Raw genomic sequence first — 19,084 nt, 5'->3', positions numbered from 1 at the left:
GTGGCTACGGGCGCGCAGATGGCGGCAGCAGAGACAGCTTGCTGACGATGCCCTGTCCGGCGATGAACTCCCAGTCCGAGTAGACGCTCGAGTCGTACACGTATGCCCCGTCGGGATACAGCAGCAACACGAACGGCAACTCCTCGGCGATTATCTCCTGCATGCGAAGCAGGATGGCGATGCGCCCCGCCTCGGTGGACTCGACGGGTAGCGCCGCCGAGAGCGCATCCATCTCGGCGCTGGCGTAACCGGTCAGGTTCAGGAACCCGCCCATCGGAATGCTGGCGACCAGCTGCGGGAGGCGCAGTGGATCCGCCTGCACGGGCGCCGACCAGCCCCACATGGCGATGTCGTAGTTGCGCCCGTTGTTGACGTTGAACTCCGGCCACACGGCTTGCTCCCATGTCCCGGTTTCGACTGCCGCCACAGAGGTCTCGATGCCGATCTCGGCCAGCATCTCCACGGTCAACTCGGCTATCCGCAGCCGGAGCGAGTCAGGGGCGTTGGTGATGATCTCGAACGACATGGGCTGCCCGTCGAACTCCCGCACGCCGTCGCCGTCGCTGTCGAGATAGCCGGCCTCGTCGAGCAGAGCGTTGGCCGCGGCCACGTCGTGCACCGGGATCATCGACGGGTTGAAGGACCGATGCTCGGGATGTATCCAGCCCGGGCTCCCCACCGTCGCCGCGCCGAGGAAGACCGTGTCGACGATGTCCTGGCGGTCCATTGCCAGGTTGATGGCCTGGCGGACAGCCACGTCGTCGAAGGGGCGCTTCGAGGCGTCGTAGTTGATCATCTGGGTGGTGAACTCGGGTCCGAGGGCGATGTCCAGCGGATCTTGGGCGTCCAGCAGAGGGATTTGCTCCGGAGGTATGCGCTCGAAGATCACATCGACCTCACCGGTGCGGATGGCGGCCTGGGCGCCGGCGTCGTCGGCGTAGACGATCACCACCAGCTCCTCCACCGCCGGTGCGCCACGGAAGTAGTCGGGGTTGGCCTCGAAGCGGTAGCTCTGGCCCTCGACGTACTCGACCAGCTTGTACGGACCGGTCCCGATGTTGGTAGCGCCGAAGTCGTGCTCGGACGGCACTTCGACTCCTTCCCACACATGGCGCGGGATGATCGGAATGTCAGCGAGGGCGGCCAGCTCGAAGCCGGCCTTCGGGCTGCCGAGCACGAAGGTCGCGCTGTAGTCGCCCGTCACCACGAGGTCCTCGACCCCCCTGAGGTCCCGGGCGAACCGGCTGGCCTCCACGTTGTTGATGTAGTAGTCGACGCTGAAGTCCACGTCGTGCGCCGTCAAGGGCTGCCCATCGTGCCAGGTGACGCCCTCGACCATCGTGAAGGAGTACTCGGTCAGGTCCGCGTTGACGGAAACGGTGTCCGCCAGCCACGGCTGGGGTATGCCGTCGGCGTCGAGCTGCATGAGCGAGTCGTACTGGAGCATCAGCAGGTTCCATCCGGGGAAGCCGCTGATGTACGTGTACGGGTTGAGGGTCGCCTCGTCGCCGGTGATAGCCGCCCGTACCGTTACCGGTCCTGCGGCGGCCTCTTGCTCCATCATCGCCTCGTCGAGCATCTGCTCGGCCTCAGCAAGGGCGGACTCCGCGGCGGCCACCGCCGCCTCGGAGGCTTCAGCCGTCGCCGCAGCCCTTTCCTCGGCTTCCTCGAGGGCTGCCTGCGCGTCGGCCAACGCCGACTGGGAGGCCTCGTCCCCCTCCATGGCTTCTGAGGCCGCAGCCTCGGCTGCTTCCAGATCGGCCTGGGCCTGGGCCAGCGCCGCTGCCGCCGCTTCGGCCTCCGCCTGAGCCGACTCCGCCTCCGCCTGAGCCGACTCCGCATCGGACTGGGCGGCCGCGGCTTCGGACTGGGCGGCCGCCGCCTGTGCCTGCGCGGCGCTCACTTCGTCCGCGGACGTGTCCTCGCCGCCACACGCCGCTGCCATCAGACCGAGCACGAGGACGAGAATCAGCGCCTTCGATGATGCAAACCTTCGCATTGTTGTCATCCCTTTCTCCCCCACGCGGGAAGCGCGCCGGACGAACAACTGGTCATCGGCCCGGCTTCCATCAGCCTGCCAAGCGTACCCCAAACGGTTGGCCGTAGGGTCGGCTGGAGAGCACCTTGTCCGCGCCTGACGCCAGGAACCCTCTTGGCGCCTAAGACCGCTGCTGCCTGGGTGGATTCACCAAGTGGCAGGACACCCACCGACCGGGGGCGGACTCGGTGAGAGCCGGTTTGATCGTCGAGCACAGGCCTTCCACCGCCACCGGGCACCGGGTGTGGAAGCGACAGCCGGCCGGGGGGTCGGCCGGGCTCGGTAGGTCCCCCACGAGCCGGGTGCGTGTGCCGGGGTGGGAGACGCCCGGCTCCGGCGCCGGCACCGCGGCCAGGAGCGCCTTCGTGTAGGGGTGGAGCGGCTCCCGGTAGAGCTGGTCGCGCGGGGCTCGCTCCACGATCTCGCCGAGGTACATCACGGCCACCTCGTGGGAAACGTGGCGCACCACCGCCAGGTCATGGGCGATGAAGACGAGCGCCATGCCTGTAGCCGCCTGTATGTCGGCCAGCAGGTTCACGACCTGGGCCTGGACCGAGACGTCCAGGGACGAGACCGGCTCGTCGCAGACGATCACCTCGGGATCGGCCGCCAGGGCGCGGGCGACGGCGATCCGCTGCCTCTGCCCGCCGCTGAACTCGTGCGGGTGTCTCCGGCCGGCGTCGGTGGGAAGCCCTACCTGGGTGAGCAGTTCGGACACTCGTTCCCGGATCTCCTCCGGTGTCCCGAGCCTATGGATGCGCAGCGGCTCCGCAATCACATCCCCCACCCGCATACCCGGGTTCATCGCCGAGAAGGGATCCTGGAAGATCATCTGCACGGTTCTCCGGTGCCTGCCGCTCCGGGGGTCTATCGGCTTCCCGTCGATCTCGATCGTCCCCGCGGTGGGTCGGACAAGGGCTACGAGGGCCCGGCCCAGCGTGGTCTTGCCGCAGCCGCTCTCACCGACCACGCCCAGGGTCCGGCCGCGGCGCACGTCCAGGTCCACTCCATCCACCGCCCGTATCACTCCGGAACGGGATCGGCCGAGTCCGCGGACCACCGGAAAGTGCACTCGAAGACGCCGGACGGAGGCGACCACGTCCCCACCCTGCCCTGGAACCGCCTGCTCCCCGGGTACGGATCCCTCCGACCACAGGTCGGAAGGATCACCCATCTGGTGATGGTGTATGCAAGCCGAGCCGTGCCGGCCGGGGCCCACTTCCTCCAATTCGGGAAGCGCCTCGCTGCACCCCTCCCCAGCGAGGGGACACCTCGCGTCGAATGGGCAGCCTCTCAACTCCTCGGCCACGCGCAGGGGCGAACCCGGAATCTCGGCGAGGCGGGTGGTCACGGGCCGGTCCAGCCGCGGGATCGAGCGCAGCAATCCGGACGTGTAGGGATGCCGGGTCGAACGGTAGATCTCGTGGGCGGGACCGGTCTCGGCTATGCGACCTGCGTACATGACCGCCACCCGATCGGCTATCTCGGCCACGACGCCCAGGTCATGGGTGATCCACACGACCGCCAGCCGGTACTCGTCCTGGACCTCGCGCACCAGGTCGACGATCTGGGCCTGGACGGTCACGTCGAGAGCGGTGGTCGGTTCGTCGGCGATGAGCAGCTTGGGCTCGCACGCCAGGGCCATGGCGATCATGGCGCGCTGGCGCATGCCTCCCGAGAACTCGTGCGGGTAGTCGTCCACCCGCGATGCGGCGGACGGTATGCCGACCCGGTCGAGAAGCTCGATAGCCCGTCGCCGGGCCTCGGCCTTCGTGAAGCCCCGATGTATGCGGAGGCTCTCGCCGATCTGGCGGCCAACCCGATGGACAGGATTCAGCGAGGACATCGGCTCCTGGAAGACCATCGCCACGTCCCGGCCGCGGATGCGCTTCAACTCCCTGGCCGGCATACCGACGATCTCGCGACCCTCCAGCCGGATGGACCCCGACACCAGCGCGGGCGGCGAGGGCAGCAGGCCCATGACGGACAGCATGGAAACGCTCTTGCCGGAACCGGACTCCCCGACCAGCGCGAAGGTCTCGCTGGGAGCGACCTTGAGGCTCACGCCGCTGACCGCACGGATCGTCTCGGTGGGCAGTTCGAAGCGGACCGCCAGGTTCTCGATGTCGAGCAGGTTCGCACCGGTGGCGGTGGCGTCCCGCGACGGCCCGTGGCGTTCCACGGCGGTTGCCGTAGTCATCTCTCCCGCCCCTCGGGGACGGGTTCTCGTAACCGGCCCACTCGCAGCGGTCGGAGAGCCCGGCCCGACGTAGGATGGCCCCGAAGCGCTCGTCTACAGCGATCAGGACACCCATGTCGGTTCATGGCGGACAACTTACACAGACCGGGAACGGCACGGGGGGCCGGACCGAGTGGGGGGTCCCGGTCCCGATCGACCTGGAGTCCTTCAACGCCGACCTGGAGGACGGAGGAGCCACCGTTGACATAGGCATCTTCTATCCGGCCAACCTGGAACCGGCCCACCGGCGGAAAGTGGAACTCGACATGGTGCTCGACGGCGTGGCGGAGGCCCGCCGGATCTTCGGCGCGGTCGGGGTGCAGTTGGCCGTCGTCTCGGTCCGGACCGGGCCGGTCGACCCGGAGCTGCTAGTTCTCCATGCCGAGCCGCCGGGCTCGGAACTGCCCGGTGGTCGCTACGCCAACCTCTACAGGGAGCGCCAGAGGCGGCCGTCCAGGCTGTCGCCCGGTGCTCTGGCCGTGTTCGAGAGCGTGATCGGCACGGGACCGGAGCATGACCGGCGGATCCATCTCCTGGTCCTCGAGGACGTCTTCATGTCCTTCCATGACCGGATCGACGAACGTACCTGGCAGTTGAAGACCGTTGCCACCAACGCCCTGTCCTTCCCGGGCTACTCGCACCGGGACACGATCCCGCGCCATCTGCGGGGCGTCATCACCCTCACCAACCTGTCGAGGGCCAACTCCTGGAAGACCGTCGCCCATGAACTCGGGCACAAGCTGATCAACGCCAGCCACGAGTACCGGGACATCGACCCCCAACACGAGGTCTACGCCGACGGGGGTCTCCTGCTGTACGGGGACGGCACCGACATCCCCTCCGGTCCCGATGGCCGGTTCCACCGGGAGAGGTTGCACCAGTCGCCCTTCGTCTACCGGAGGGTGGGGTCCGGAGCCAAGTCATGGAATCCCGACTATCTGGACGGTGGCGGCTACTACGACCCTATCTACCAGGGCCTCACGGTCGACTTCGACCCGGTCTAGTGCTCAGTGCTCAGTGCTCAGTGCTCAGTATAATCCAACATAAACTAGCAACTAGCAACTAGTGAGAGGCCTGGCGGGCTCTGTACGCCTCCCTGGCCTCGCGACTGGCGTGGTGGCCCGAGAGCTCATGCAGACTCGACGCCTCATCTGCCGGGACCGCAGGATGCAAATGGACGACAACGCTATCCGTGTTGGGCACGGCATGAAGTACGGCGTGTTCTACCTCTTCGGCGATTCGGTGGCCTCGGAGCACAGTCTGCGCCGGGTCGATCTGGATTGCGACCTCCCCCGACATCCGATGGCCCGACCACCTGGCGCGCACCGTGTCGACTGCCACCACACCGGGTGTCTCTTTGACTGTCGCGGTGAGGTGGTCAATCAGCCCCTCGTCGACACCGTCCATCAGCCGCCTCACAACGGTACGCATTGACGATACGAGGATTCCAAGAATCACGATCGCGATCAGGAATCCCACGATCGGGTCGGCTCGGGGGTAGCCGAGCCAGACTCCGACCATGCCGATCGCAACCGCGATCGATGTCAGTCCATCCGCTCGTGCATGCTGGCCTTCAGCAATGAGTGCCGCAGAGCCAATCCGCCGACCGGCGCGGATCCGATAGACAGCCACGATCTCGTTTCCGAGAAAACCCACGATCCCCGCCGCGAACACCCACCAGAGATTGGTCACCACTCGCGGGTTGATCAAGGCGTCGACGGACTCCCAAATGATGATCGCCACGCTTGCCAGGATGATCAACCCGATGAACAGCCCGACAAGGTCCTCGGCTCGCCGGAAGCCGTAGGTGTATCGCTTGGTAGCTCGCCAGCGGCCCATGCGAAACGCCACGATCAACGGGATCGTGGTAGCGGCATGGCCAAGGTTGTGGATGGTGTCAGCCAGCAACGCGATCGAACCCGACAGAGCAACGATGACTACCTGTGCCACCGCGGTCGCCATCATGCCGGCCAGCCCGATCCATGCGGCCCGTATCCCCTCTTCGCTCGACTCGTCGGCCGACTGGATCGTCTCGCTGTGGTCGTGGGAGTGAGGCACGACAAGGTGTTTCAGCTTGGAGAGCACTCCTTGAGCCGGCGCGTGATCGTGACCATGGCCGTGACTGTGGTCATGGTCGTGACCGTGATCATGGTCGTCGTGGTGTCCTGGAGCCGGCGCGTGATCGTGACCATGGCCGTGACCGTGGTCATGGTGGTCGTGGCGGTCCTGCGATGCCTCTTCAGCTGGCTCGTGCACCGGGAGTCCTCACGTTGCCTTCTTCTCAATTGAAGTTGCTATGAGTCCATCTTGCAAGTGTTGGTATTAAGAGATCTCGTGTGGTGGGTGGATGCGCCACCCCCGATTACCGCCGGATCGGTGGCCGCAGGCCACTAGGAATCCAGCGCCTTCATGGCCTCGCGCCTGCTGAGGGGGGAGAGACGGCGGCGGTTGGCCTCCACGTAGCGGGTCACCGCGTCGGGGCAGGTCTTGGAGTACGCCCGCAGCGCCCATCCGATCGCCTTGCGCAGGAAGAACTCCTTGCGGGCGATGGAAGGTTCGATCACGGTGAAGAGGAGGTCGGGATCGGTACGGTCCTTGAACCGGAGTTGGGCCAGTATCGCGGTCCGGCGCCGCCATATGTCGTCGTCCTCCGCCCACGAGAGCAGTACCGGACGGATGTCCGCCGGGTACGTACCGAGCAGGTGGCCCATGTGCTTGCTCGCCAGTTGATCCACGTAGTCCCACCAGGCGCCGGTAACGATCATCTCGTCCACCATCGCCAGCCGATCGGGCCGCAGCCACCCTCGGTAGGGCCGGGCGTAGGCCAACTCGATGGCCCCGTAGCGCTGCTCCCGGTGTGTGGCCGCCCGCCATATCCCGACAACGGTCTCCTCCCAGGCATCGGGATCGGTCAGCGGATGGTCCCTGACGACCGCCCCGGCCAGGCGCCGCACCTCGGGCACCCGGACCCCGTGAAAGGGGAGTTCTGACTTCATGTATCGCTGCTGGCCCTCCGCCCGGTCGGGATCGCCGGCGGCGGCAAGGCGGGCCACTAGATCGGCCCTCAGTGATTCATCCATGCGGCGCGATTGTGGCACGCCTCGATCCTCAGGAACACCGCACCACCCATGACGCCCCACGCCTCAAGAACATTGCAGCCCCCGAACCTGAGGAACACCGCACCACCCATGACGCCCTGATCCTGAGGAACCGCGGATGGGGGCATGGCGGGGGGTTAGGGGTTGCGGGTGGAGGTGTCGCCGCTCAGGATGATGGACCTGGTTTCCTCGGCCCGACAAGAACGCGAAAATCGCCCAAACGCGTCCCGCACCGGGCCCTCCCCCGCCGCCGCCACCGTGGCTCGGAGCGTGGTCGGCCGTGCCCGACCGGATGCCGGGTTTCGGCGGCTCGCTCCATGAAGCCCTGTATGTTCCCTCCAGGCCGGCCGAACCGATCGGCAAGAGCCTTCGGCCGGTAGTGGTGCTTGGCAACCAGCAACGTATCGTGAGGGTGTGACGCTTTCAACCCCCTTGGCCGATCTCGTGAGCCGACCGCCGCTCTCCGGTGGAGAGGGCCGCGCTGCCGCGCCGCCAACTAGGCAACGGCAAACTCGTAGACTCTCCGGCATGAAGTTCCGAACGCTCCTGGCACTGGCCCTGCTGGCGACGGCCGCTGCCGCGGTGACCTCGTGGAGGTTGCGGGCCTCGGCCTACACGGAGCCCCCCGCCACACCCGGCACCTGGCATCCCGTGGGCCATCGGTGACCCATCGAATCGCTCTCCACACGGGCGGCGATCGGAGCAACCGTGTGATCCGGGTGCTCCAGGCCGACCCGGGTGTGGAGATCGGCCGGTTGCAGACCGGCCCGGATTCCGCAGCACCACCGGGCTCGGTGGCCGGCTGGGACGTGCTCGCTGTCGACGCCGTGACCGCCGCCTGCCTCCCGCTCGTCGAGGAGGCGTGCGATCTGGGCCTGCCCGTGGTGGTTTCCGCCGACCTGCCGGCCCGCTTCGCCGTAGCCCCCGGCGCCACGATCGTCAGCGGAGCCGGGAGCGGGGCGGGCCTGGCCGCCGCGCTGGCCCTGTCGATGCTTCCCCGGTCGGCCGAGCCGGTCAACGCCCGCCTGGCGTGGACCGTGGCGGGCCGGCCGCTCCGGGCCGGCCGGGCGGTCACATTCCCCGAGCCGGTCGGGTCGCTGTGGGCCGGCTGGGGGGAGAACCCCCTTCCCTGGCCGGATGTGGCATGCTGCCCGGCCCCCACAGACTCGGCGTGGAAGGCGGTCCGGGTCGATCTCGAGTTCCGTGACGCCGAGGGGAGCGCATCCGTGGTCCACGGCGTCTCGGACGAGGCGAGATTCCTCGACGCGGTGTGCTTCGGCGCGGCCATCCTGGCCGCCGCGCGCGGCGCCTACCCGCGCGGCGCCGGCGGTCCCGGTGATCCGGAAGGGGTCTTCGTACGCCTGGCCCAGGACGCCGGCATGCAGGTGGCCCGGTTCGCCGCCGCCTAGGTGATCAGTCCCTGGTTGGTGGTTGACGGAAACTAGAGACGTACAGCTAGAAACTACTCCACCAGCGGTCGCCGGCCAGGGTGGGCATCTCGGCGGAGCCCTCGGGTGGGGTCTCCGGGTCCGGATCCGGGGGGCTGGGCACCGGGGCCGCCGGCACCTGCAATGTCTCCTCCAGCATGACCACCTCCACGCCGCCCACCACGTCGGACGTCAGGTTGTAGAACACCGCCGCCAGCGTGGTCAGCAGGGTCATCGCCGCCCCGAACACCACCGAGAAGAAGATCGCCACCCGGATGAACCGGCTCCCGTTGTCGAAGAAGACCGAGCCCTCGTCAACCAGGCTGATAGTGATCAGGAACCGGTCGAGCGAGGCGGGGATGCCCGCCCTCTCCACCAGGGACCACATGAGGAGCAGGCCGATCAACGTGGCGGCTGCGAACACCACGTGCAGGAGGAGCGACACCTTGAACACCGTCCACGGATCGAACTTGCGGATCACGCGCCTCACCCGCCGTACGGTCGCCATCACATCCCCCCGACGAGTGATCGTCCCCCGGGGTCGTGCCGGGCGGTATCCACCGGCACCTCCTCCAGCACCGTGAACTCGATCCCGCCGACCAGGTCCGCCAGCAGGTTGTACAGCACCGCCCCCACGGTCAGCGTGGCGGTGGTCCCGGCCATCCAGCTGGCCGCCAGCAGGATCATGCCGCGCAGGTACTCGCCGCCCGTCTTGAAGAGCGACTCGCCGGGCTCGATCAGCGCCACCCGGGCGGCGGCCTCGTCGAATGCGGACACCAGGCCGAGCCGGGAGATCACCGCCCAGACCATCACCGACAGCAGCACCAGCCCGAGCGCGGCCAGCGCGGACAGGACCGCGGACACCTTCATGACCGTCCACGGATCGAACTTGCGGAGAATCCGGCGAACCCGGCGTTGCGTGGTGGGCGGGGCGGACCAGGCCCCCAACCGCGCCTCCGTCACTTCGCCCCGGTAGCGATGCCTGTGTCCATGGGAACGGGAGCGAAGCTGGCGACACTGGCGCCGTCAGGCAGGTTCATCACCTTCACGCCGCTGGCGATACGGCTCTGGCGGCTGATCGAGTCGGTGGCGGTGCGTATGGCGACGCCGCCGGTGGAGACGATCATCACCTGGCTCCCTGGAGTAACCGCCCGGGCGCCCACCATCTCCCCTCGTACCTTCGTGAGCTTCATGGCCTTGACGCCCTTGCCGGCCCTGGCCTGGCGCTTGAACAGCGCCGACCGCACGCGCTTCCCGAAACCTCCGGAGGTCAGCAGCAGGATGTCGTCGCCTTCCAGCGTGGCGGCCGCTCCCACCACCTCGTCCCCCGGATTGAGGCGGATCCCGATAACGCCCTGTGTGGCCCTGCCCCGGGCGCGGACGTCGTTCTCCGAGAAGCGAATCCCCATCCCCCGGCGGGTGAAGAGGAGCAGGTCGCTCTTGCCGTCGGTGGAGTGAACGGTCACCACCTCGTCGTCTTCGGCCAGCCGGATCGCCACCAGCCGGGCGTAGCGGCTGTCGTACTCCCGGAAGGCGGTGCGCTTGACCTTCCCCTTCCTGGTCACCATCACCATGTAGCGGTATGACTCGTAGTCGCGGGTGTCCACGATCGCCTCAATGCGCTCCTGGGGATCCAGCGGTAGCACGCTGTGGGCGAGGACCCCCCGGGCGGTACGGGCCTTGCGGGGGATCTCGTGCGCCCTGACCCGGTAAACGCGTCCCCGGTTGGTGAAGAAGAGGAGGTAGGAGTGAGCGGTGGTATGGATCACGTGGGTCAGGTAGTCGTCGCCGCGCAGCGCCGCCGCCTTCACCCCCTTACCGCCCCGGCCCTGGGCCCGGTAGGCGTTGGCCGCCACCGACTTGACGTACCCCTTGGCCGACACCGTGACGATGATCTCCTCGTCGGCGATGAGATCCTCCAGGGACAGCTCGGACTCGGCCGGCATGACCTGGGTGCGGCGAGCGCCTCCGTGGGCCTCGCGGGTGGCCTGGAGCTCGCCGGCGATGATCGCCCGGCGCCGGACCGGATCGGCCAGGATGGTGCTCAACTCGGCGATCAACTTCACCAGCCCGGCGAGTTCGTCGCGTAGCTTGGCGGTCTCCAGCGAGGTGAGGCGGCGCAAGGCCATGTCGAGGATGGCTCGGGCCTGTATCTCCGACAGCGGGAACCGGTCCATGAGAGCGGCCCGGGCCGAGGCGACGTCCTCACTCCCCCGGATCACCGCGATCACTTCGTCGATGTTGTCCACCGCCACGATCAGCCCCTCGAGGATGTGGGCGCGGGCCTGCGCCCGCTTCAGGCGGAAGCGGGTGCGTCGCTCGATGACCTCCATCTGGTGGTCGAGGAAGTACTGGACCAACTCGGCGATGTTGAGGGTGCGCGGCACCCCGTCCACCAGGGCCACCGCGTTGACGCCGAAGTTCTCCTCGAGGTTGGTGTGCTTGAACAGGTTGTTCAGCACCACCTTGGGGTTGACGTCCTTCTTGAGCTCGATGACCAGCCGCACGCCCACGCGGGCGGAGGACTCGTTGCGCAGGTCGGAGATACCCTCCAGCGTCTTCTGCTGGACGAGGGTGGCGATCCGCGCCATGACCCGATCCTGGCTCACCTGGTAGGGCAGCTCGGTGACCACGATGGCGGTGCGGTTCTTGCGGATCGGCTCGACATCGGTCACCGCCCGCATCCGGACCGAGCCCCGCCCCGACACCAGCGCGTCCTTCACTCCCTTGGTCCCGATCACGTAGCCGCCGGTGGGGAAGTCGGGACCCTTGACGATCGACAGGTACTCCTCGGGACCGGCGTCCGGGTTGTCAAGTCCGAACAGGCAGGCGTCGATGACCTCCCCCAGGTTGTGGGGCGGGATGTTGGTGGCCATGCCCACCGCGATGCCCTGCGAGCCGTTGACCAGCAGGTTGGGGAAGCGGGCGGGCAGCACGACCGGCTCCTGCTCGGAACCGTCGAAGTTGTCGGCGAAGTCCACCGTGTCCTCGTCGATGCCGTCGAGCAGCACCCCTGCCAGCTGAGCCAGCCTGCATTCCGTGTAGCGCATCGCCGCCGGCGGATCGTCGGTCGTGCCGAAGTTGCCCTGCGGGTGGATGAGCGGGTACCGGAGGGAGAAGGACTGGCCCATCCTGACGAGGGCGTCATAGATGGCGTCGTTGGAGTGCGGGTGGTACTTACCGATCACCTCACCCACCACCGTGGCCGACTTGCGATGGGAACTCCGCGGCCCCACCCCCATGTCGTCCATGGCGTAGATGATCCGCCTCTGCACCGGCTTGAGCCCGTCCCGCACGTCCGGCAGCGCCCGCGACACGATCACGGACATGGCGTAGTCCACGAAGGACTTGGACATCTCGTCGTTTATGTCGACCGCCAGGCGGGCGGCGGCGCCTCCCCTCTCGAGCTCCGGCACGCTGCGTTCCTCCCGCTCAGATGTCCAGGAACCGGACATCGCCGGCGTTCTGCTGGATGAACTCCTTGCGAGCGGCCACGTCACCGCCCATCAGGGTCGAGAAGACGTGGTCGGCCTCTGTCGCGTCCGCCATGTCCACCTGGACGAGGGTCCGGGTGTCGGGATGGAGAGCGGTGTCTCCCAGCTCGGAGTCGTTCATCTCGCCTAGGCCCTTGAACCGGGTGGGCCGGGCCTTCGGATGCGACTCCTTGAAGGCCGCCAGCTCGGCATCGTCGGCCAGGTAGCTGACCCGCCGCCCGACCTTGACCCGGTAGAGGGGCGGCACGGCGACGTACACGTAGCCGGCTTCGATCAGGGGCCGCATGTGGCGGAAGAAGAAGGTCAGCAGCAGGGTCCGGATGTGGGCGCCGTCCACGTCGGCGTCCGTGAGAAGGATGACCTTGTGGTACCGCGCCTTGCCGATCTCGAAGTCCTCCCCGATGCCGGTGCCGATCGCGGTGATCAGGGCCTGTATCTCCTTGTTGTGGAGGGCCTTTGCCAGCCGGGCCTTCTCCACGTTCAGGATCTTGCCCCGGATGGGAAGCACCGCCTGGAACATGGAGTCCCGCCCGTTCTTCGCCGGTCCGGCCGCCGAATCCCCCTCCACGATGAACAACTCGGCGATCTCGGGATTGCCGGATGAACAGTCCACCAGCTTGCCGGGCAGCCGGGAGGAGGCGAGCAACGACTTGCGCCGTATCACGTCACGGGCCTTGCGAGCCGCCTCGCGGGCGTGCTGCGCCTGGCGAGCCTTGTCCACGATCCGCCGGGCGTCCGGCGAGTAGCGCTCCAACCACTCCGGCAGCATCCGGTTGAGGGACTTCTGCACGTAGCTACGGATCTCGGTGTTGCCGAGCTTGGTCTTGGTCTGCCCCTCGAACTGCGGGTTGCGCACCTTCACGGACACCACCGCGGTCAGGCCTTCCCGCACGTCCTCGCCGGTCAGGTTGGGATCCTTGTCCTTGAGGAGGTTCTTGGAGCGGGCGAACTCGTTGACGGCTTTCGTGAGGGCGGTGCGGAAGCCCTCCTCATGGGTGCCGCCCTCGTGCGTGTTGATGTTGTTGGCAAAGCTGATCAGGTTCTCGTTGAACGAGTTGGTCCACTGGAGAGCGACCTGCAGCTCCGCCTCCGGCGCCTCGTCCTCCAGGTAGAGGATCCGCCCGTGCAGGGCCTCGCGGCGGCTGTTGAGGTGGAGGATGAAGTCCCGCAGGCCGCCCTTGTAGCGGAAGGTCTCCGCGCGGCTGCCGTTCCGTTTGTCCGTCAGGCGCACGCGGAGCCCCTTGTTGAGGAAGGCCAGTTCCCGGAGCCGTTGCGCCACCGTGGCGTACTTGAAGTCCACCGTGTCGGTGAACACCTCGGGGTCGGGCCAGAACGTGATGGTGGTACCGGTCTCGCGGGACGGGCGCTCCTTCACCAGCGGCCCACTCGGCTTGCCGCGCTCGAATGACTGCGACCACCGGAACCCGTCCCGCTCCACTTCGGCCACGAACCGGGCGGCGAGCGCGTTCACCACCGATATGCCCACCCCGTGGAGGCCACCCGACACTGTGTAGGCGCCCTCCTCGAACTTGCCTCCGGCGTGGAGGGTGGTGAGGACCGTGGTGAGGGCGGACTTCCGGGTCTGGGCATGCCGCAACACCGGAATCCCGCGACCGTCATCCGACACCCGGCAGCTTCCGTCCGCCTCCAGCACCACGTCGATGTTGTCGGCCCAGCCAGCCATGGCCTCGTCGACCGAGTTGTCCACCACCTCCCAGACCAGGTGGTGAAGGCCCCGGGGGCCGGTCGTGCCGATGTACATGCCGGGCCGGCGGCGTACCGCCTCGAGACCGGGCAGTACCTTGATATCGCTCGCGCCATAGCTCGAGGGTCGGTCCAGGGTCACATGCAGTCCTTGGTCGGGCGGAGGGCCGCGCAAGCCGGCCGGTGGGTCTCTTCCACCGTGACCGGATTGTACCCGACCCTGGCCGCAAAGCCAACATTCACGCCCCTCAGAAATAGGTCCTGACCTGCGGGTTTAGACAAAGCAACTACCATTCGCGCTCTCACTCCTCACCACCCCCTGCGCCACGGTGGCCCGACCACCCGGACCGAGGTCACGAATGACCTACCGAAGCGCTCCGCGATACGGACCACGAGCCGCTCGGCGTCGTGCCGGAGCATGCGGACCAGGCGCGGATCCGAGGCTTCTACCAACAGTTCCCCGTTACGTACCACGACCGGGACGGAATTGGAACCCCATTGCGGGCCCGCCACCTCCTCCCAACGCTCGTCGAGCTCCCGGATCCGATCCAGGTCGGCCACTCCGAGGCCGGCCAGGATGGACTGGATCATGTCTCCGAAGGACACCATGTCCTCGTCCAGGCGCTCCTTCCGCCTCCGACGGCCCCGCTCGAGTTCCTGTATCTCCCAGAGGACGCGCAGGGCCCGGGACTCGGTTCCGTCGAAGGCTTCCAGCGCCTCCTCCACCTGGTCCGGCGACCAGCGTTCCGTCATCCCAGGATTCCGTCGCGTAGGCGCCACCGACGGCCGGCAGGAAGCGGGACCTCCTCGTCCCGAGCCGTCGAGATGAACGTCTGGGCGGCCGGTAGGGACCGGGCCAGCGCCGCCGAGCGTTCCTCGTCGAGCTCCGAGAAGATGTCGTCCAGCAGGAGCAACGGGGGCTGGCCCACCGACTGCTCCACCGCCCGGTGGGACGCCAGGCGAAGGGCAAGGGTGAGGGTGCGCTGCTCGCCCTGGCTGGCCTGGATCCGCGAGTCCCGATCGTCGAGGAGCAGCCGCACATCGTCCCGATGGAGCCCCACCGTCGAGACCCGGCGCTCGAGATCGGCGGGCCGCGCCTCCCCGAGGGCCTTCCTGAGAGCCTCCTCCCAGCCGGACCGATCCGAGGCGGTCGCGGCTCCCCACTTCGACCGGTAGTCGATCCGCACCCCGGTGGCATCGCCCGCCAGTGCCCGGTAGGCGACGCCGGCCCGCTCCTCGATGGCTTCCACCACGGCCCGCCGGCGAGCCATGACCCGCGCGCCCGCCCGGCCCAGCCGCTCGTCCCAGACCTCCAGCGTGATCGGATCGGTCCGGCGACCCATCTGCTTGAGGAGCATGTTCCGCTGCCGGAGCGCTCGCTCGTATTCCTGCTGGTCTCGGTAGGCGCCTGGCCACAGTTGGACCGCCACCGAGTCGAGCAGCCCTCGCCGGCGGGAGGGCCCCCGCTTGATCAGGTCCAGGTCGTCCGGCAGGAACGTGATCGTGCGTACCTCCCCCACCAGATCCGCCAGGCGCGCCAACCGGGTCCCGTTGACCTGGGCCCGGCGACGCCCCGCCTTCGGCAGCTCCACCTCGATCCGCGTGGTCCGATCCGGGGTGACCACCTCTCCCCGGAGGACCGACCGTTCCGCGCCCATTCGCACCAGAGCGGCGTCCGGAATCCCCCGGAACGACCGCAGGGACGCCAGGTAACCCACTGCTTCCAGGAGGTTGGTCTTGCCGGACGCGTTCCGGCCCACCACCACGTTGATCCTCGGATCCGGCGCCCATCGGATCCGCCGGTAGCTACGGAAGTCGGACACCTCCAGCCAGGCAAGCCTCACCCCCTGGCGCCTCCTGGGAGGGTGCTGAAAAAGACGGGGATTGGTTGGTCCACGATACCTCTACCTGGGGTTTCATCTCCGGCCATCGGGCTACCGGGACACTTTTCAGTACCCTCCTCGAGCCACGGCGCCGTCAGACGCGCACGGGCATCAACAGGTAGCGGAAGCTCTGGCTCCCGTCCGCCCGGATGATGCTGGGACGGTTGCTGTCCTTCACCTCCATACGGATCCGAGGGCCCGGCACCGCCGTGATGCCGTCCTGGAGATACCGCGCATTGAAGGCGATAGTCAGCTCGTCCAACTCGCCACTCACGGTGGCTTCGAGCATCTCGACCTCTCCACCCAGGTCGCTACGGCTCACGGACATCTCGACCGCGTCAGGGGTGATCTTCAACCGCACCGGCACATGCTCATCCGCGACCACGGCGGCGCGTCCCACCGCCTCCAGCAGCCGATCCTTGTCGAACTCCACCGCGGCCGGGTAGTCGTCCGGGAGCAGCTGCCGGTAGTTCGGGAAAGTGCCTTCGATCAGGCGGATGCTCAACGAACCCCGTTCCGAGGCGAACACGGCCTCCCGCTCGCGGACCGCGACCTTGACCTGCTCGGCGGCCACGGTGCGGGCCAACTCCTTCAGGCCTCGTGCGGGTATCAGCGCCCCCTCCCGCACCTCGAGCCCCGGAAGGTTCCGGATCGCCAGGCGGTAGCTGTCGGTCGCCACCAGCCGCAGGCCCTCCTCGTAGTTCTCCATCAGGAGACCGGTCAGGATCGGCCGCGACGCATCGTTCGAGGCGGCCACCAGCACCTGAGAGAGCGCCTCCACCAGTTGGTTCCCGTCCATCTCGATAGCTCCGGTCAGGTCGGGCTCGGGCAGCTTCGGGTAGTCCTCCAGCGATAGCACCCGGATTGTGAAGGTCGGCCCGTTGCCGGACAGCTCCACCGCCCCCTCCTCGGACCGGATGGAAACCGCTCCCTCCGGCATTCTCCGGATGGCGTCGGTCATCGTGCGGCCCGGGACGAGAACGGCGCCCGCCTCCATGACCTCCACCTTCACGGAGGTCCGGATCGTGACCTCCGTATCGCTCCCGGTGATTTCCAGTTGTCCGGCTTCGGCTTGGCAACGAACGCTCTGGAGGGCCGGCAGGGCCGTCCTGACTCCAGCGCCACGGTTCGCGCGACCGAATGCCTCGGCCAGATCATCCCGATCAGCTCGGATATGCACTGCTAGATCCTTCCCGCTCTCGACTACTAGTTTCTTGAATTCTCTACCAGTCGTGGTAGTAGGCCCTGTGGAATGTGGATAGATGTCCGTCCGGGCCTGGCTGCGTCGGCCGGGGAAGTCACGCGTCGGACCGACCGCGGCGGCTGATACCCCAGGTCAGCCGGTCGACCTCGTAGCGCTGGCGTCGTTGATGGGTGACTGCTCATGATCGGGCCGGGCCGGTCAGGTGATCGGGGGATTGTCCGCGACGTTATACCCAGGCCGGATCGGCAGGAGCGAACGGCTGGGGAAGACCCTCATCTTTTCCACAGGATTCCGGACAGGTGCGAGACCTGGCGCGCCAGCTCCGGATCCTTGGTGAGTGTCTTCTTGATCTTGTTGATGCCGTGCATGACGGTGGTGTGGTCGCGGCCGCCGAGGACCTTGCCGATCTTGGGAAGCGACAGGTCGGTGAGTTCCCGGCAGAGGTACATGGCCACCTGGCGATGGGTGGCGAGGGGTTGGACGCGGCTGGGCCCCTGGAGGTCGGCGAGGGCGTGGCCGTATGTGGCGGCCGTGACTTCGAGGATCTCGGTGCCGGTCGGCGGGGTGGTTGCCGGGTCGGGTATCAGACCGCGCAGTTCCGAGCGGGCCAGGTCGACCGAGATCTGCTGCTCGGTGAGAGCGGCGGAGGCGGTAACCCGGGTAAGGGCGCCCTCGAGCTCCCGGATGTTGTCGGTGACGTGGCGGGCGATGAAGTCGAGAACCTCGTCCGGCACGGTCGCGGACGCGTACTCCCGGGCATTGCGGCGCAGGATGGCCAGGCGCGTCTCGAGGTCGGGTGGTCCGATATCGGTGAGGAGGCCCCACTGGAAGCGGGAGCGGAGCCGGTCCTCGATACCCAGGTCCTTGGGAGGGCGGTCGCAGGACAGGACCATCTGGTGGTCGAGCTCGTGGAGGGTGTTGAAGGTGTGGAACACCTCCTCGAGGACCTGTTCCTTGCCCTCGAAGAACTGGATGTCGTCGAGTAGGAGCACGTCGACGGTCCGGTAACGATGCTTGAAGGAATCCATGCGCTTGGTCCGGATGCCGTCCACGAACTCGTTGAAGAAGTTCTCGGAGGTCATGTAGCGGACGGTCGCGGAGGGCCGGCTGGCCCGGATGTAGTGACCGATGGCGTGGAGGAGGTGGGTCTTGCCGAGGCCTGCCCCGCCGTAGATGAACAGCGGGTTGTAGTTCTGGCCAGGGCCTTCGGAGACCCGCTTGGCCGCCGCCAGGGCGAGTTGGTTGGACTGGCCTGCGACGAATGTGTCGAAGACGTATTTGCTGAGGAACTTGGGAGCGTGGACCGGCGCCCGGTCGGGGCGGGTTAGCGGGGCTTCCTCGGCTACCGGCTCGCCGGCCGGATCAGGCGCCGGGTTCGGCTCTACGCCGAGGTCCGGCCGATCGGAGACGAGGTATTCGATCGCGGTCTGCGGGCCGTACGTGGATGCCGCTACCTCGTCGATCGTGGTCTGGTAATTGTTGCGGAGCCACCGGATGTGGAAGTCGGACGGCGCCACCAGGTAGAGGGTCTCCTCGACGACTTCGTGGCGTACGGAGGAGAACCACTTCTTCCAGCCCTCCGGCCCAACCCGGGTCCGCAACGCGGAGGAGAAGTCGGGATCATGCTGCGCGAGTTCGGGCTTAGACAAGTATTTCCTCCTCCCGGCGGGCTCTGCGGGTGCAGTTACCCACAGCACTGTCCACAGTTGTGGATAACAAAGCACGGGCTGGCCACGCCACTCCATCCCGCGCCCGGCAGTACTCCACTTGCTCTGGCGGCCGGACTCCAGTCGCTGCACGCGGAAGCCCCCTGGGGATGTGGGACCGAGTGAGCCCGACCGGTGGTCATCCTACGTCTGTGCCAACGCCGGTGCACGGGCGGAAATCCAACCACGGAAGGCGGGGAGACAGGGTGGCGCGCGCCATAACACCATTTCAGGCGGTAAGGGGAAGTGCTGACAGGCGTGAGGAGGTCCACCGGGAGAGATTTTGGCGTT

Annotated in this window: 16 protein-coding genes; 4 read left to right on the top strand and 12 right to left on the bottom strand. The window is 67.4% G+C overall.

Annotated elements, in window-relative coordinates; genetic code table 11:
* Positions 1 to 4: 4 nt before the first annotated feature.
* Entirely contained in the window at positions 5 to 1,999 is a 1,995-nt protein-coding gene (locus OXM57_09400) for an ABC transporter substrate-binding protein (protein MDE0352893.1), read from the bottom strand.
* Positions 2,000 to 2,159: 160 nt separating this feature from the next.
* Positions 2,160 to 4,238: an ABC transporter ATP-binding protein gene (locus OXM57_09395; GenBank protein ID MDE0352892.1), complete on the bottom strand. Its 2,079-nt coding sequence runs from the start codon at positions 4,236 to 4,238 to the stop codon at positions 2,160 to 2,162.
* Positions 4,239 to 4,351: 113 nt separating this feature from the next.
* Between OXM57_09395 and OXM57_09390 the strand changes: the two genes are divergently transcribed.
* On the top strand, positions 4,352 to 5,281 hold the full coding sequence (locus OXM57_09390) for a hypothetical protein (protein ID MDE0352891.1): 930 nt from the start codon (positions 4,352 to 4,354) through the stop codon (positions 5,279 to 5,281).
* Between the two features lie 58 nt (positions 5,282 to 5,339).
* Here the strand turns inward: OXM57_09390 and OXM57_09385 are convergent, their stop codons facing one another.
* Positions 5,340 to 6,362, bottom strand: a complete 1,023-nt coding sequence (locus OXM57_09385; GenBank protein ID MDE0352890.1) for a cation diffusion facilitator family transporter — start codon at positions 6,360 to 6,362, stop codon at positions 5,340 to 5,342.
* A 3-nt stretch (positions 6,363 to 6,365) separates the two neighbouring features.
* On the opposite strand from OXM57_09385, the gene OXM57_09380 reads away from it, so the two are divergent.
* The gene (locus tag OXM57_09380) at positions 6,366 to 6,566 is read left to right on the top strand and encodes a hypothetical protein (protein MDE0352889.1); all 201 of its coding nucleotides are present in this window, start codon (positions 6,366 to 6,368) and stop codon (positions 6,564 to 6,566) included.
* Positions 6,567 to 6,667: 101 nt separating this feature from the next.
* Here the strand turns inward: OXM57_09380 and OXM57_09375 are convergent, their stop codons facing one another.
* The gene (locus OXM57_09375; protein ID MDE0352888.1) at positions 6,668 to 7,357 is read right to left on the bottom strand and encodes a DNA alkylation repair protein; all 690 of its coding nucleotides are present in this window, start codon (positions 7,355 to 7,357) and stop codon (positions 6,668 to 6,670) included.
* A gap of 546 nt (positions 7,358 to 7,903) precedes the next feature.
* On the opposite strand from OXM57_09375, the gene OXM57_09370 reads away from it, so the two are divergent.
* Both OXM57_09370 and OXM57_09365 read left to right on the top strand, forming a co-directional pair.
* Positions 7,904 to 8,041, top strand: a complete 138-nt coding sequence (locus OXM57_09370; GenBank protein MDE0352887.1) for a hypothetical protein — start codon at positions 7,904 to 7,906, stop codon at positions 8,039 to 8,041.
* 44 nt (positions 8,042 to 8,085) lie between these two features.
* A complete protein-coding gene (locus OXM57_09365) occupies positions 8,086 to 8,784 on the top strand; it encodes a hypothetical protein (GenBank protein ID MDE0352886.1) in 699 nt (232 codons plus the stop codon).
* Positions 8,785 to 8,830: 46 nt separating this feature from the next.
* On the opposite strand, the gene OXM57_09360 is transcribed toward OXM57_09365, so the two are convergent.
* The 8 genes from OXM57_09360 to dnaA all read right to left on the bottom strand — a co-directional run bounded on the left by OXM57_09360 (position 8,831) and on the right by dnaA (position 18,736).
* Positions 8,831 to 9,310, bottom strand: a complete 480-nt coding sequence (locus tag OXM57_09360; protein MDE0352885.1) for a DUF3566 domain-containing protein — start codon at positions 9,308 to 9,310, stop codon at positions 8,831 to 8,833.
* Entirely contained in the window at positions 9,310 to 9,750 is a 441-nt protein-coding gene (locus OXM57_09355) for a DUF3566 domain-containing protein (protein MDE0352884.1), read from the bottom strand. The genes OXM57_09360 and OXM57_09355 overlap by 1 nt, the downstream gene beginning before the upstream one ends.
* Positions 9,751 to 9,761: 11 nt before the next feature.
* The gene (gene gyrA / locus OXM57_09350; protein MDE0352883.1) at positions 9,762 to 12,218 is read right to left on the bottom strand and encodes a DNA gyrase subunit A; all 2,457 of its coding nucleotides are present in this window, start codon (positions 12,216 to 12,218) and stop codon (positions 9,762 to 9,764) included.
* Positions 12,219 to 12,234: 16 nt separating this feature from the next.
* Positions 12,235 to 14,142 (bottom strand): DNA topoisomerase (ATP-hydrolyzing) subunit B, encoded by a 1,908-nt coding sequence (gyrB, locus tag OXM57_09345; protein ID MDE0352882.1) that lies wholly within the window; start codon positions 14,140 to 14,142, stop codon positions 12,235 to 12,237.
* A gap of 167 nt (positions 14,143 to 14,309) precedes the next feature.
* Complete coding sequence (locus OXM57_09340) at positions 14,310 to 14,753, bottom strand: DUF721 domain-containing protein (GenBank protein MDE0352881.1); 444 nt, start codon at positions 14,751 to 14,753, stop codon at positions 14,310 to 14,312.
* Positions 14,750 to 15,844, bottom strand: a complete 1,095-nt coding sequence (locus tag OXM57_09335; GenBank protein ID MDE0352880.1) for a DNA replication/repair protein RecF — start codon at positions 15,842 to 15,844, stop codon at positions 14,750 to 14,752. Before OXM57_09335 ends, OXM57_09340 begins: the two co-directional genes overlap by 4 nt.
* 133 nt (positions 15,845 to 15,977) lie before the next feature.
* Positions 15,978 to 17,063 carry a DNA polymerase III subunit beta gene (dnaN, locus tag OXM57_09330; protein ID MDE0352879.1) on the bottom strand — a complete coding sequence of 362 codons (1,086 nt, stop codon included), beginning with the start codon at positions 17,061 to 17,063 and terminating at the stop codon, positions 15,978 to 15,980.
* A 296-nt stretch (positions 17,064 to 17,359) separates the two neighbouring features.
* Entirely contained in the window at positions 17,360 to 18,736 is a 1,377-nt protein-coding gene (gene dnaA, locus OXM57_09325) for a chromosomal replication initiator protein DnaA (GenBank protein MDE0352878.1), read from the bottom strand.
* Between the last annotated feature and the right edge of the window lie 348 nt (positions 18,737 to 19,084).

The sequence above is a fragment of the bacterium genome, assembly GCA_028820935.1.
Taxonomy (GTDB): Bacteria; Actinomycetota; Acidimicrobiia; order Spongiisociales; family Spongiisociaceae; genus Spongiisocius.
Note: the sequence above shows the minus strand (reverse complement) of the source record. Positions and strands in the feature narration are given on the sequence as shown.